The sequence below is a fragment of the Actinospica sp. genome, assembly GCF_035552695.1.
Taxonomy (GTDB): domain Bacteria; phylum Actinomycetota; class Actinomycetes; order Streptomycetales; family Catenulisporaceae; genus Actinospica.
Map to the genome: position 1 here is coordinate 20,437 of NZ_DASZKT010000139.1, position 14,458 is coordinate 34,894.

The 14,458-nt window shown below is 70.2% G+C and carries 10 protein-coding genes and 1 pseudogene; 8 read left to right on the top strand and 3 right to left on the bottom strand.

Annotation, left to right across the window (positions count from 1 at the left end; translation table 11 throughout):
* Positions 1 to 80: 80 nt before the first annotated feature.
* Positions 81 to 1,265, top strand: a pseudogene (locus VG296_RS17845) (glycosyltransferase); the annotation flags it as partial.
* Between the two features lie 21 nt (positions 1,266 to 1,286).
* Here VG296_RS17845 and VG296_RS17850 read toward each other — a convergent pair.
* On the bottom strand, positions 1,287 to 2,693 hold the full coding sequence (locus VG296_RS17850) for an MFS transporter (protein WP_325566942.1): 1,407 nt from the start codon (positions 2,691 to 2,693) through the stop codon (positions 1,287 to 1,289).
* Between the two features lie 90 nt (positions 2,694 to 2,783).
* On the opposite strand from VG296_RS17850, the gene VG296_RS17855 reads away from it, so the two are divergent.
* On the top strand, positions 2,784 to 3,707 hold the full coding sequence (locus VG296_RS17855) for a LysR family transcriptional regulator (protein WP_325566944.1): 924 nt from the start codon (positions 2,784 to 2,786) through the stop codon (positions 3,705 to 3,707).
* A gap of 58 nt (positions 3,708 to 3,765) precedes the next feature.
* Here the strand turns inward: VG296_RS17855 and lhgO are convergent, their stop codons facing one another.
* Positions 3,766 to 4,974, bottom strand: coding sequence for an L-2-hydroxyglutarate oxidase (gene lhgO / locus VG296_RS17860; protein ID WP_325566946.1), 1,209 nt, complete (start codon positions 4,972 to 4,974; stop codon positions 3,766 to 3,768).
* A gap of 91 nt (positions 4,975 to 5,065) precedes the next feature.
* On the opposite strand from lhgO, the gene VG296_RS17865 reads away from it, so the two are divergent.
* The 3 genes from VG296_RS17865 to VG296_RS17875 all read left to right on the top strand — a co-directional run bounded on the left by VG296_RS17865 (position 5,066) and on the right by VG296_RS17875 (position 9,875).
* A complete protein-coding gene (locus tag VG296_RS17865; protein WP_325566948.1) occupies positions 5,066 to 6,337 on the top strand; it encodes an HRDC domain-containing protein in 1,272 nt (423 codons plus the stop codon).
* A 200-nt stretch (positions 6,338 to 6,537) separates the two neighbouring features.
* Positions 6,538 to 7,758 carry a thiolase family protein gene (locus tag VG296_RS17870; RefSeq protein ID WP_325566950.1) on the top strand — a complete coding sequence of 407 codons (1,221 nt, stop codon included), beginning with the start codon at positions 6,538 to 6,540 and terminating at the stop codon, positions 7,756 to 7,758.
* On the top strand, positions 7,755 to 9,875 hold the full coding sequence (locus VG296_RS17875; protein ID WP_325566952.1) for a 3-hydroxyacyl-CoA dehydrogenase NAD-binding domain-containing protein: 2,121 nt from the start codon (positions 7,755 to 7,757) through the stop codon (positions 9,873 to 9,875). The genes VG296_RS17870 and VG296_RS17875 overlap by 4 nt, the downstream gene beginning before the upstream one ends.
* 75 nt (positions 9,876 to 9,950) lie before the next feature.
* Here the strand turns inward: VG296_RS17875 and VG296_RS17880 are convergent, their stop codons facing one another.
* Positions 9,951 to 11,888 carry a hypothetical protein gene (locus VG296_RS17880; protein ID WP_325566954.1) on the bottom strand — a complete coding sequence of 646 codons (1,938 nt, stop codon included), beginning with the start codon at positions 11,886 to 11,888 and terminating at the stop codon, positions 9,951 to 9,953.
* A 311-nt stretch (positions 11,889 to 12,199) separates the two neighbouring features.
* Between VG296_RS17880 and VG296_RS17885 the strand changes: the two genes are divergently transcribed.
* From VG296_RS17885 to VG296_RS17895, 3 genes are all read left to right on the top strand, one after another.
* A complete protein-coding gene (locus VG296_RS17885; protein ID WP_325566957.1) occupies positions 12,200 to 13,426 on the top strand; it encodes a nucleotide sugar dehydrogenase in 1,227 nt (408 codons plus the stop codon).
* Positions 13,423 to 14,220 (top strand): glycosyltransferase family 2 protein, encoded by a 798-nt coding sequence (locus VG296_RS17890; protein ID WP_325566959.1) that lies wholly within the window; start codon positions 13,423 to 13,425, stop codon positions 14,218 to 14,220. Before VG296_RS17885 ends, VG296_RS17890 begins: the two co-directional genes overlap by 4 nt.
* A 5-nt stretch (positions 14,221 to 14,225) precedes the next feature.
* On the top strand, positions 14,226 to 14,458 hold a 233-nt coding region (locus tag VG296_RS17895), incomplete at its 3' end, for an NAD-dependent epimerase/dehydratase family protein (RefSeq protein ID WP_325566961.1).

A 14,458-nucleotide genomic window follows, 5' to 3' on the forward strand; every position in this document is an offset into this window, starting at 1 on the left:
TCCGTCCGGAAGCCAGTCCCCGGACGGCCCCGTCGCGTTGGGCCGGGTGCCCCTGGTCCACGGCGTCGGGAAGTATCACCATGCACAAGAGGATCGGCGTGCTCGTCGTCGCGCACAACGTCGCCGACGTCCTGCCGGGCACCCTGGACCGGATCCCCGCGGCCTTCCGGGACCGCATCGAAGAGATCATCATCCTGGACGACGCCAGCGCGGACGACACCTTCCCCGCCGCCGCGGCCTGGGGCCGTCGCAACCGGCTGGGCCGGACCACCGTGCTGCGGCACACGAAGCGGCTCGGCTACGGCGGGACCCGGAAGGCGGGGCTTCGGCTCGCGGTCGATCACGGTCTGGACGTCGTCGCGCTGCTCTCCGGCGACGGCCGATACGCCCCCGAATCGCTGCCCGCGATGGTGAGCCCGATCCTCGACGAGGCGGCCGACGCGGTCATCGGCGTGCCGGAGCGCGCTGCCGACAAGGGCCGCGTCCGGCATGCGTGCAGCGAAGCCCTGATCAAGGTCGGGGAGCAGGCGCTCGGCGCGTCACTGAGCGGAGTCCACTCGGAATATCGGGCGTACGGCACGGCGGCGCTGCGCGAGATCGCGTTCGACGCCAACGCGGACGGGCCCGAGTTCGACGCGCAGATCATCATTCAGCTGCGACACGAGACGAAGCGGATCGTCGAGGTGCCGGTCCCGGGCGAGCCCGACGAGCCCAACCTCAGGCATGACCTCGGCGTCCTGCGCGACGTGCTCGAATACCGCCGCGTCAGCATGGGATTCGGCACGAGCGGCTGGGTTCCGGTGGCCGAATCCGAGCCCGGCGAGAACAGCGGCGCCATCACGTCGCATGAGTCGCTGCTCACCGAACTGGCCGACCTTCCGATGGGCCGCGTGCTCGACCTCGGCTGCGCCGACGGGCGGTTCGCGGAACGGATCCGGACGCTCGGACACCGGGTCGTCGGCGTGGACCGCGCCGAGTTCGACGGCGTGCGCGACCGGATGAACCTGTTCGTGCGCGCGGATCTCAATGACGGGATTCCGCAGGGCGCGCACGTCGCCGCGGGCTACGACGTCGTGGTCGCGGCCGACATCCTTCAGTTCCTCGCGGAGCCGGACCATCTGCTGCGCGAGATCCGCAGCGTGCTGCGACCCGGCGGCCAGGTATACGTCTGCGTGCCCAACGCGGTGCACTGGTATCCGCGGCTGCGCTTCGTGCTTGGGCGCTTCGACTACGACCGGCGCGGCATCCTAGACGCGCACCACCTGCGCTTCTTCACCCGCCGCTCGCTACGCAGGCTGCTCGTCCGCACCGGCTACGACATCCTCGACGAGCAGGTCAGGGCCCTGCCGTTCGGCGGCCAGCGCGTGCTCGCGCGCGTCTTTCCCGGCCTGTTCGCGTACCAGCTCATGGCCCGCACGACGCCGCATCACGAGGACACGATCGGCGTGCCGAGTCTGGCCGACGAGGTCTTCGGCGCGCACTACGCCTCGGTGCCACGGCAGCAGGAACGGCGTCGCCAGGAGGCATGATCCGGCGATCCCGATCGCCGTCAGCGGGCCGGTGAACTCCGCCAGCACTCCCCCCAGCGCGGTCATCACGGCGATCGTGCCGCTGGTGGTGACCGACCACGCGCCGAGCACCCGGGCGACGCGGTCGGGCGGCGACTGCTCGAGCCGGTACGTCGCGAGCACCGGGTTGAACAATCCGCAGCTGATGATGAGCCCGAGTTCGACGGCCATGATGATGACGAGCCCCGCGACGCCCGGGCGCATCGCCACCAGGCCGATCACCCAGCAGGCCCGAAGCGCTCCGGTCACGAGGAGAATCTTGCGCTGCCCGAAGCGTGTGGCGATCGGGCGTGCGACGCGCGATCCGATCAGGCCGCCGATACAGGGCACTGCGAAGGCGAGACCGTACTCCCAGGCCGGGAAGCCGAGACGTCCGAGCATCATGACGGCGAGCAGCGGCTCCGTAGCCATGATCAGACCGTTGACCACGGCTGCGTTCAGAAGCAGGAGCCTGAGCGACCGGTCGCCGAAGATATAGCGCCAGCCCTCGAACAGCTCCCCCGCCTTGAGCCCGGCGAGCCGATCGGCGTGCTCGGGCCGCGGCTCGGCGCCGCCGATCGCGCGGATCCCGCACGCGGACAGCAGGAAGCTCACGGCGTCGGCCACAACCGTCGTCACCGGCCCGAACACGCCGATCAGCAGGCCGCCGAGCGGAGGCCCGAGCACGATCGACGACCAGTTCGTGGACTCGAAGCGGCCGTTCGCGGTGAGCAGGTCCCCGGGACGAACGAGGGATTTGAGGCACGCGCCGCTGGCCGCCTTGAACGCGATGTCCGCCGCCCCGACGACCACTGATACAACCAGAAGTTGAGCAAAGGTCAGCCGCCCGAATGCGTAGGCCAGCGGCACGGTGAGCAGCGCGGCGAAGCGGGTCACGTCCATCGTGATCATGACCGGGCGCTTGCGGCGGAACTCGACCCACGGCGCGAGCGGAATCGCGAACACCGCTCCCACCGCCCGGCCGGCCGCCGAGAGCGTGGCGACCTCGGTGGATCCGCCGTGCAGCACGATGATCACCATCAGCGGGAACGCGCCGAAGGCCAATCCGGTGCCGAACGTGCTGACCGCGTAGGCGGACCAGAGCCAGCGGAACTCCCGGCCGAGCGAGCGTCGTCCCAGAACCATGCCCGCGATTAAAGCGGTCCGGGCAGCCCGACTCAAACAACCATCCGACCGACAGCCCACAACCAGGAGTTGTGCGCCTATCCTCCCGTCATGGACCTCGAAGCCGTGCGCACCTTCGTCGCCGTGGCGAACGCGGGGCAGTTCCAGGAGGCCGCGGCCGAGCTGACGATCACTCAGCAGGCAGTGTCGAAGCGGGTCGCGGCGCTGGAGAGGAGCCTCGGCGTGCGACTGTTCACGCGTTCGGCGCGCGGAGCCTCGTTGACGATCGACGGCCAGGCGTTCCTACCGCACGCCCGCGCGTTGCTCGCCGCCGAGGAGCGGGCGATCGCGTCGGTACGCCCCGGCCGACGCGCCCTGCGCGTGGACGTCATCGAGCGGCGCCTCGCGCCCGCCGGCCTGCTGCGCGCGTTCCACTACGCGTACCCTGACATCGAGCTCGACGTCGTGACGCTGCCGAACGGGGACGCCGCGGTGGCCGCCGTGCGCGACGGCCAGATCGACGCCGCGATCCGCGCCGTCCCCCGCCCGGGCACGCGGCTCCCGGAGCAGGTCCAGTCGGCCCGCATCGACGACGAGCCGCTGCACTTGCTGGTCGGCCCGGGACACGCGCTAGCCAACGAACGCTCCGTTCCCACCGCGCAGCTCGTCGGCCACCGGATCTGGATGCCGACGGTCGCGCCGGGCACGGAGTGGGGCGCGTACTACCTGGATCTGGCCGCGGAGTTCGGGCTCACGCTCGACACGGTCGGCCCCGGCTTCGGCCTCGAACCGCTGCTCGCGACCGTCGCCGACTCGACGAATCTGGCGACGTTCGTCGGCGAGCGCACGGATCTCGCGTGGCCCGCCGACTGGGGATTGCGCCGCGTCGTCCTGACGGATCCGACGCCCGTCTACCCGCACTCGCTCGTCTGGCACGCGGACAATCCGCACCCTGCTCTCGCGGTGCTGCGCAAGCACCTCGCGGCCGCGTACGAGCCGCCGGCCGACGGCTGGGCGCCAACCTGGGCCGGATGAGCTCAGGCTGGCCGGTCTGACTGGATGAGCTCGGTCTGCCGGGTCTGACTGGATGAGCTCAGTCGATGACCTCGGCGAGCCGGTCGGCGACGTGCCGGGCGATCTCCAGCGAGCTGGTCGCCGCCGGAGACACGGCATTGAGGACGTGCACCTGCCGAGGCACCTCCTCGATCAGGAAGTCGTCGACGAGCCTGCCCTGCGGCGTGAGGGCCTGCGCCCGCACCCCAGCCCCCGCCGGGACGATGTCGGCCTCGGTGATCGCGGGCACCAGGCGGGCCAGGCTCTCGGCGAAGCGCTTGCGGGACAGGGAGCGCCGCACCTCGTCGAGCCCCGGACGCCAGCACTCCCGCCCCAACCGCCACGTGCCCGGGAAGCGCAGCGAGTCGGCGACGTCCCGCGGCGAGAAGTCGCGCCAGCGGTAGCCCTCCCGGCGTAGCGCGAGCACCGCGTTCGGGCCCGCATGCACGCTGCCGTCAACCATCCGGGTCAGGTGCACGCCGAGGAACGGGAAGCGTGGATCCGGCACCGGATAAATCAGCCCGCGCACCAGATCCCGCCGCCCGGGCGCCAGCTCGTAGTACTCCCCGCGGAACGGCACGATCCGAACCGGCGGACGCAGCCCGGTGAGATGCGCGATCCGGTCGCTGTGCAAGCCCGCGCAGTTCACCAGCGCGTCGGCATGCACGACCCCTGTGTCGGTCTCGACCTCCACCCCACCGTCAACCGGACGAATCCCCCGTACTCGCGTGTCGGTGCGCAAATCAGCGCCCGTACCGTCGAGGTCTTCGACCATCGCGCCGCACACGGCCCTGTAGTCGGTGATCGCAGTGCTCTGAACATACAGCGCCGCGACGCACGCGACATTCGGCTCGATCTCCTTGGCGCGCACCGGATCCACGAGCACCGCGGGCACCCCGTTGGCCTCCGCGTTCGCCGCGAGCTTATGCAGCTGCGGCAGTTCGTCCTCTGACGTAGCCACAACCAACTTGCCGCAGACCGACAGCGGTACGCCCGACTCGCGCGCGTACTCGACCATCGACGCGTTGCCCGCGACGGCCATTCGAGCCTTGAGACTGCCCGGCCGGTAGTAGAGTCCCGCGTGCACGACGCCGCTGTTGTGCCCGGTCTGGTGCGTCGCCCAGCGCGACTCCTTCTCCAGGACGGTGACGTCGAAGCCGCGCACGGTCGCGAGCTCGCGCGCCGTCGCCAGTCCTACGATTCCCCCGCCGATAACGACGACGTGCCGATGGGCATGCACTGCAGCCATGCCGCCAGTGTAGAAGTCGCGGAGCGCGCAGTGCGCGAACGAGTTTGGCGCACTGCCGTGGACTGTCCCAGAGTCGCGTTACGGTAAGGGGGTGACCGACCGTGCCCTCGAACCCACCGCCGCGCCCGCCCCGTCGCAGGCACCCGCCGTCCCCGAGCCCCTGCCGCTGCTCAGCCCCCGGGACGGAGTGCCGGACGTCATCGGCACCGCCGAGGGCCTGGCGGCCGTGGTCGCCCGGTTCAAAGCGGGCGGCGGAGCGGTAGCGGTGGACGCGGAGCGGGCCTCCGGCTTCCGGTACGGGCAGCGGGCCTACCTCGTGCAACTGCGGCGCGAGGGCGCCGGCACCGCGCTGGTCGACCCGATCACGTGCCCCGACCTGTCCGCGCTCGCCGAGGCCCTGGCCGACGCCGAGTGGGTGCTGCACGCGGCCAGCCAGGACCTTCCGTGCCTGCGCGAGCTGAACTTCACACCGAAGAGCCTGTTCGACACCGAGCTCGGCGGCCGCCTGGCCGGTTACCCGCGCGTCGGCCTCGGCCCGATGATCGAGGACCTGCTCGGCTACCACCTGGAGAAGGGCCACTCGGCCGACGACTGGTCCACCCGCCCGCTCCCCGAGCCGTGGCTGAAGTACGCCGCCCTGGACGTCGAACTCCTCGTCGACCTGCGCCACGCCGTGCACGACGAGCTGGAGCAGCAGGGCAAGCTCGACTGGGCACTCCAGGAGTTCGAGGCCGTCCGCACCGCCCCGTCCCCCGAGCCGCGCGCCGAACCGTGGCGCCGTACCTCGGGCGTGCACCGAGTGCGCAAGGCCCGCAACCTCGCCGTCGTCCGCGCCCTCTGGGAGCGCCGCGACGAACTCGCCCGCCGCCGCGACATGGCCCCCGGCCGCGTGCTGCCCGACTCCGCCATCATCGAGGCCGCAGCCCGCCTGCCGAAGACCATCCACGAACTCCGCGCCGTCCCCGGCTTCACCGGCCGAACCCGCTCCGCCGACGCCGTCAGCTACTTCGCGGCGCTCGAGGCCGCCCTGGCCCTGCCGGACAGGGACCTCCCGCACCATCCCCCGCGCACCGACGCCCCGCCCCCCGCCAAGTCCTGGGAGCGCAGCGACCCGGAAGCAGCCGCCCGCCTCGCCGCCGCCCGCCCCGCCGTCACCGCGATCGCCGACGAGCACCACGTCCCCACCGAGAACCTGCTGCTCCCCGACCTGGTCCGCCGCCTCTGCTGGGCCCCGCCCGCCGACCTCGACGACGACACCGTCGCCCACTTCCTCCGCACCGGCGGCGCCCGCCCCTGGCAGATCGACCTCACCGCCCACGTCCTGGGCGCCGCCCTCAGACGAGCCGCCGCCCACGCCGTCTAACGAATCAGCCGCTCCGCGACTGTGCCGACAAGGCGCCGCCCGGCTCGCGGTGTCTTCGGTCATGTTGGCGCTGTGAGTTGTGTCGCGGCGAGGGACGTCAACGCTCATCAGCCGGACGGAATCCACGGTACCGAATTAGGTTACTGGCGAGTAGCATGGCCTCCGAGCACCTGTCATCGCTTCACGCAAGGAGTGCCACCGTGCCTCGTACCGCGCGCGACGTCGTCTTCGTGGACGGCGTCCGTACCCCCTTCGGCAAGGCGGGCCCCAAGGGCATGTACGCCGAGACCCGCGCCGACGACCTGATCATCAAGTGCATCCGGGAGCTCGTGCGCCGGCACCCGGAGCTGCCCGTGGAGCGGATCGGCGAGGTCGCGATCGCGGCGACTACGCAGATCGGCGACCAGGGGCTCACCCTCGGGCGTACCGCCGCGCTGCTGGCCGGGCTTCCGCAGTCCGTGCCGGGCTACTCGATCGACCGGATGTGCGCGGGCGCGATGACGGCCGTGACCAGCGTGGCCGGGTCGGTCGCGCTCGGCTCGGTGGACATCGCCTTCGCGGGCGGCGTCGAGCACATGGGGCGGCACCCGATGGGTGAGGGCGTGGACCCGAACCCGCGGATCATCGCCGAGCGCCTCGTGGACGAGTCCGCGCTCGTGATGGGGCAGACGGCGGAGAACCTGCACGACCGGTTCCCGCAGCTGACCAAGGAGCGTTCGGACGCCTACGCCGCGGCCTCGCAGGAGAAGTACGCGAAGGCGCTGGCGAACGGGAAGATCGAGCCGGACCTGGTGGCGGTCGCGACGAGGAACACCCTCGAGTCGCAGGCCGGGCCCGGCTGGGGACTCGCGACTGCCGACGAGCCGCCGCGGCCGGGGACCACGATCGAGGGACTCGCGGCGCTGAAGACGCCGTTCCGGGTGCGCGGGAAGGTCACCGCCGGGAACTCGGCGGGGCTGAACGACGGCGCGACCGCCTCGATCATCGCGGCGGAGGACGTCGCGCGCGAGCTCGGGCTGCCGGTCAGGATGCGGCTCGTGTCGTACTCCTTCGCGGGTGTCGAGCCCGAGGTCATGGGGTTCGGGCCGATTCCGGCCACCGAGAAGGCGCTCGCCATCGCGGGCCTCACGATCGATGACATCGGGCTGTTCGAGCTGAACGAGGCCTTCGCGGTCCAGGTGCTCGCGCTGCTCGACCACTACGGCATCGCCGACGACGACCCGCGGGTGAACCCCTGGGGCGGCGCCATCGCGATCGGCCACCCGCTCGCCTCCTCCGGCGTGCGGCTGATGACGCAGCTGGCGCACCACTTCGAGGAGCACCACGAGGTCCGCTACGGCCTGGTCTCGATGTGCGTCGGCCTCGGCATGGGCGGCACTGTGATCTGGGAGAACCCGAACCACGAGGAGTACGGGAAGTGACTGATCGTCAGAGCCTGATCGAGCAGGCCACGGCCGCCTTCCCGGAGGAGGTCGTCACGCACGCCCCGGTCCACCTGCTTGACCTGCCGGGCGGCGCGGGCCGCTTCGCGCTGATCACCCTGGACAACGGCTTCGACCACACCAAGCCGACGACGTTCGGCCCGCGCGGGCTGGTCAACATCGACGTCGCGCTGGACGAGGTCGCCAAGCTGGCCGAGGACGGCGAGATCGTCGCGGCGGGTGTGACCGGCAAGCCGTTCATCTTCGCCGTCGGCGCGGATCTCAAGGGGATCGCGGGTGCCGCCTCGAAGGAGATCGCCAAGGCGACCGGCAAGCAGGGGCACGACACCTTCCGCCGGCTCGGCGAGCTGTCGGTGCCGACCTTCGCGTTCATCAACGGCGCGGCGATGGGCGGTGGCGTGGAGATCGCGCTGCACTGCACCTACCGCACCGTCAGCGCGGGCCTGCCCGCGCTCTCGCTGCCCGAAGTCTTCCTCGGCCTGATCCCCGGCTGGGGTGGCACGCAACTGCTGCCGCGGCTGATCGGGCCGGACAACGCGGTGACCGTTGTTCTCGACAATCCGCTCTCGCAGAACCGGCAGCTCAAGGGCAAGAAGGTCTTCGAGCTCGGGATCGCGGACGCGATCTTCGAGGCGGCGGACTTCCTTGAGGAGTCGCTGGGCTGGGCCGCGGCGGTGATCAAGGGCGAGCTCGTCGTCGAGCGCAAGGAGTACCCCGAGGCGGAGTGGACCGCGGCGCTCGAGCGGGGCAAGCAGATCGCCGACAGCCGGGTGCACGGGGCCACGCCCGCGCCGTACCTCGCGCTCGACCTGATCGGAAGCGCCCGCACGGCCTCCCGCTCCGAGGGCTTCGACGCCGAGGACGAGGCGCTGGCCGACCGCATCATGAGCGAGGAGGTGCGCTCCGGCGTCTACTCCTTCAACCTGGTGCAGAAGCGGGCCAAGCGTCCGGTCGGCGCGCCGGACAGGTCGCTGGCCAGGCCGGTCACCAAGGTGGGCGTCGTCGGCGCCGGCCTGATGGCCTCTCAGCTGGCCACGCTGTTCGTGCAGCGGCTCGCGGTGCCGGTCGTGCTGACCGACATCGACCAGGAGCGCGTGGACAAGGGCGTCAAGTACGTCCACGAGCAGCTGGACCTGCTGGCGCTCAAGGGCCGGCTCAACTCGGACAAGCTGAACCGGCTCAAGGCCCTGGTCTCCGGCTCGCTGACCAAGGACGTCTTCGCCGACGCGGACTTCGTGATCGAGGCCGTGTTCGAGGAGCTGTCGATCAAGCAGCAGGTGTTCGCGGAGCTCGAGGCCGTGGTCCGGCCGGACTGCGTGATCGCGACCAACACCTCCTCGCTGTCGGTGACCGAGATGGCCTCGAAGATGGAGCACCCGGAGCGGGTGGTCGGCTTCCACTTCTTCAACCCGGTCGCGGTGCTGCCGCTGCTGGAGGTCGTGCGCGCCGAGCAGACCGACGACCCGTCGCTGGCCACGGCCTTCGCGGTCGCCAAGACGCTGAAGAAGAACGCGGTGCTGGTCAAGGACGCCCCGGCGTTCGTGGTCAACCGGATCCTGACCCGGTTCCTCGGTGTGATCAACGAGGTGCTCGACGAGGGCACCCCGATCGAGGTGGCGGACCGCGCGCTGGACCCGCTGGGTCTGCCGATGAGCCCGTTCGAGCTGCTCGAGCTGGTCGGTCCGGCGATCGGCCTGCACGTCTCGGAGACGCTGCACGCGGCGTTCCCCGACCGGTTCGCGGTCTCCGAGAACATCAAGAAGCTGGTGGCCGCGGGCAAGCGCGGGATCTACCAGTGGGTCGACGGCGTGCGCGTGGTGGACCCGGAACTCGAGGCCCTGTTCGAGGTCGGCGACTCGCCGTCGACGGCCGAGCAGGTGCTGGACCGGGCGACGACGGCGCTGGCCGAGGAGATCGACCTGATGCTGCGGGAGGGCGTGGTCGCCGCGGCCGAGGACATCGACCTGTGCATGATCCTGGGCGCGGGCTGGCCGTTCCACCTGGGCGGCATCACGCCGTACCTGGACCGCACCGGTGTGGCCGAGAAGGTCGCCGGGCGCCGCTTCCTGGACAAGGGCGTCGCGTCGCTGCCGTAGCGGCTCGGAGTCAATACGACGATGCGGCCCGCTCCCCTCGGGGAGCGGGCCGCATCCGCGTTCTCAGCGTCAGCGTCAGCCGACGAGCTGCCTGGCGTGGGCGCGGCGTCGCCGACCCGTCGGCTGGACGGGGACCGCGGCCGCCGGGCCGGGCGTACGGCGGTCCGCGGCGACCCACCAGAGCGCGGCCACGCACAGCACGACGGAGACGGCCAGCAGCACCTGCGCGCCCGCCGTCGCCGGGTCCGTGTTCGAGCCGCCGGTGAACGACGACTTTATGCCCAGCACGCCGACGCTGAACGGATTGCGCGCGTCATAGATCCACGCATAGTTGAACACCTTGACGACCGGGGTGAAGCGCACGTAGAGCCAGAGCGTGAACGCGGCGGAGAGGATGACGACGGCCGCGGCGAGCCGGTGCGAGATCGACCACAGGCCGATCACGCCGAGGGCGATCAGGACGGGCTCGGTGAAATACGTGCCCTGATGCGCGATCGTGGAGTCGGGTCCGAACAGGAGCAGGCACCAGATGAGCGAATAGAGACCGATGGCGGCCAGCAGGATGTACTCCTGGCTGTACCCGCTGGGCGCGAGCTGCGGCCGCTCACCACCGCGGGTGAACTTCGCCCGCGCCCTGAGCCAGAGCTCCCACAGGGCGCGTCCGTAGAGCGCGAGGAGCCCCCAGCCGGCGAAGCCGAGGATCGTGCCGATGTAGAAGAACTGCGCGGAGACGATCTGGTCGGCCACCTTGGCCGCGGCGCCGGGATGGCCGGTCAGCACGTCGTAGACGACGGACACGCACCAGCGCGGGTAGTCCAGCACATGGTCGAACGGCGTCTTGAAGTTCGCGATCTTGTTCGAGATCGCCTTGTGCGTCCCGATGCTCTTATAGGCATCGACGATCACCTGAGTGGTCGTCTTGTTCGGCACCGGGCCGTCCTTGTCGGCCATCTGCAGTTCGGTGAGGGCGTTGGCGGGCGGCTGGTAGTGCTTCTGGTAGTACAGCGACCACGGCTCGTACGTCACCACGGCTGCCACGGCCGCCGGCCACACGAAGCGCCACGCGGGCGGACGCCATCCGGACGGCCTCAACCGCGGCACCACCCACAGCGCCGCGATCACTCCGCCGAGGCCGAGCACGGCGAACGCGCTGCCCGGGTGCCCCATCATGGCGGTGCCGACGGCCAGACCGACCAGCAACCCCGCCAACCGGCTGGTCCGCAGCTGCTCCGCCTGCCGCGTGCACACGATCGCCGTGGCGAGCATCATCCCGGCCGCCGCGATCAGCTTCGGCCAGGTGAAGATCGTGTTCTGGAAGATGAAGCCGTTGAACACCACGGCGGTCATACACAGGGCGACCGCGCGGCGCGGCTTGCCCATCGCGACGAGAAGCGCCCAGAGGCCGGGGATCCACAGGCACTGCAGAAGAATGCCGAGCAGTTCATAGTCATTGAAGCGCCCGGAGTGCAGTACGGATTGCTGCATCAGGTAGTAGCCGGTCTGCAGCGGCGGCCGGTCGCTGGACTGCCAGGCCCGGATCAGCAGCGCGGGCAGCGGCCGGTGCGGGGTCATCAGCTGCTTGGCGAACAGCATCGGCAGCACGTTGTCGCTCGGGAGCGCGACCTGGAACCGGCTCGGGCCGACGTTGGTGTTCGAGGCGAAGGAGACGTGTAGATACGCCAGTGCCGCCGCGAAGAACCCGGCGGTCGTCCAGAGCAGTGCCATCGGCAGCAGCGGACGCAGCGTCCGCCATCCCGCAAAGCGGTGCCGGCAGGCGTCCACCAGCACCAGGACCGACAGTCCGGTCACCGTGAGGGAGAAGCCGCGACCCCAGGCGCTGCTCGCCAGGTAGATCCAGAACACGGCCAGGCTCAGCACGCCGCTGCCGGCCACCGCGGCGGTCAGCAGCAGCAGCCAGTGCGACACTCCGAGGCGCGCGGCGAGCAGGGCGCAGGCGAGTGCCGGCACCAGCAGCAATGCGGTGTCGAGCAGGAAGGCACCGGCCAGTCCCACGGGTTACCTCACATTCGAGACCGGGCCCAGGACGGGTCACGCCTCGGGAGAGGTCGGCCGGGGATTCGGTTCTTGACAGAAGATCGGTGAGAATCGTACGGCACCGACAAGGCCCATGCAGCCGCGTCACGACTCGGCAACAGACCCGCGATGATTCTGAACCAGACGCCTGCCACCGGACGCCGCGGGCCGCCGACCGCGTACGGTCGCACGTATCGTTTGGAGCCCCGAGATTCCAGGCTGTAGTCTCGCCGTGTTCTGGGTCGTGTTGCTGTCGCGGAGCCCACTGTTGAGATGGGGACGATTTACTCATGCGTGACGAGGTTCTCGCGGGTACGCGTGCGGCCGGGTTCGGTCGTGATGTCGTGGTGATCGGTGGTTGTGGCCATGTCGGTCTTCCGTTGGCGATCGCTTTGGCGGACCGGGGTGCGTCGGTCGGGATCTACGACATCAGCCGGGCGGCGGTGGATCTGGTCAATGCGGGCAGGTTGCCGTTCGAGGAGCCGGGCGCGGCCGACGTGCTCGCGCGGGTGGTGGCGGCGGGGCGGTTGCGTGCGGATGTCGATCCGGGGATCGTGTCGTCCGCGGAGGCGGTGGTGGTGGTGATCGGTACGCCGGTCGATGAGCATTTGAACCCGGACCAGACCGCGATCCCGCAGGCTTTGAGTGGCAGTATCGGGCATTTCCGGGACGGTCAGCTGGTGGTGTTGCGTTCGACGGTGTTTCCCGGGGTGACCGCGTTGGTGGAGAAGACGTTCGTGGAGCACGGGCTGAGTGTGGATACCGCGTTTTGTCCGGAGCGGATCGCCGAGGGCAGGGCGATGACCGAGCTGTTCGAGCTCCCGCAGATCGTCGCGGGGCGCACTGCGCGGGCGACCGGGCGTGCCGCGCGGCTGTTCCGGTTGTTGACCGAGCAGATCGTGGAGGTCACCCCGGAGGAGGCCGAGTTCGCGAAGCTGTTCACGAACGTGTGGCGGTATATCAAGTTCGCCGCGGCGAACCAGTTCTACATGATGGCCAACGACCGCGGGGTCGACTTCGAGAGGGTCCGGCACGCGATCACCTTCGACTACCCGCGCGCCGCCGACATGCCCGGGGCCGGGTTCGCCGCGGGGCCGTGCCTGTTCAAGGACACCATGCAGCTGACCGCGGTCACCGACAACAACTTCGCCCTCGGGGTCAGTGCGATGCAGGTCAACGAGGGCCTGCCGCTGTATCTGACGACCCGGCTCGAGCGGACCTACGACCTGGCCAACCTGAAGGTCGGGATCCTGGGGATGGCGTTTAAGGGCGGCAGCGACGACATCCGTTCCTCACTGTCGTACAAGCTCAAGCGCGTTTTGGCGTTCAAGGCGGGCGCGGTGTTGTGTACCGACCCGCATGTCACGGTCGATGCCGCGCTGCGGCCGCTCGACGAGGTCCTGGCCGAGGCGGACGTCCTGGTGATCGCCGCCCCGCACGCCGAGTACCGGTCCCTGGTCACCGACAAGCCCGTGGTGGACATCTGGAACCTGTTGGGCAACGGTGTGGTGGTATGAGCGAACTGGCCGCCGGACCGCGCCCGGCTCCGGTGGACGGGCATCTGCCGGCCACCCCGCGGGTGAGTATCGTGATCCCGGCGTACAACGAGGCCGAGCACATCGTGCCGGCGTTGGACCGGATCTTCGAGGCCGTGCAGCTGGCTGCCGAGGTCCTGGTCGTGGTCGACAGCGTCGATGACACCACCGTGCCGGTCATCGAGCTCTACCAGCGCGCCGAACCGCGGCTGCGCTGGCTGCACAACACCTACGGCCGCGGACCGGCGAACGCGATCCGCTACGGTATCGACGCCGCGCGCGCGAAGGTCGCGGTGGTCACCATGGCCGACGGCTGCGACGACCCGCAGCAGGTCGACGACCTGGTACGGCTGGTCGAACGCGGGGTCGCGGTCGCCGCCGCGTCCCGGTACATGCCCGGCGGCGCGCAGGTCGGCGGGCCCCTGCTCAAGGGCGTGCTCTCCTCGCTCGCCGGCCGCTCGCTGCGCACCTTCGCCCGGATCGGCACCCGGGACGCGACCAACTCGTTCAAGGCGTACTCCACCGACTTCGTCCGGCAGGTCGGCATCGAATCCCGCGCCGGGTTCGAGATCGGGATCGAGCTGACGGCCAAGGCCCGCCGGGCCCGGCTGCCGGTCGCCGAGATCCCCACGATCTGGCTCGACCGGCAGCAGGGCGTGTCGAACTTCAAGCTGGCCCAGTGGATCCCGAAGTACCTGCGCTGGTACTTCTTCGCCTACGGGCGCCCGATCACGCTCAGCGCCCTGGCAGCGCGCGAATCCAACGAAAAGGACTGACAACCGTGCAGAAGGTACTGGTCAGCGGCTCCGCTGGCTTCATCGGCGGATACGTGGTCGAGGAACTGCTGGGCCGCGGCTACGCCGTGGCGGGGATCGACAACTACTCGAAGTACGGGCCGATCACCAAGTCCTACGACACGCACCCGAACTACCACTTCACCGAGGGCGACGTCCGCGACACCGCCCTGATGACCCGGCTGCTCGCCGACTGCGACCACTTCATCGCCGGCGCCGC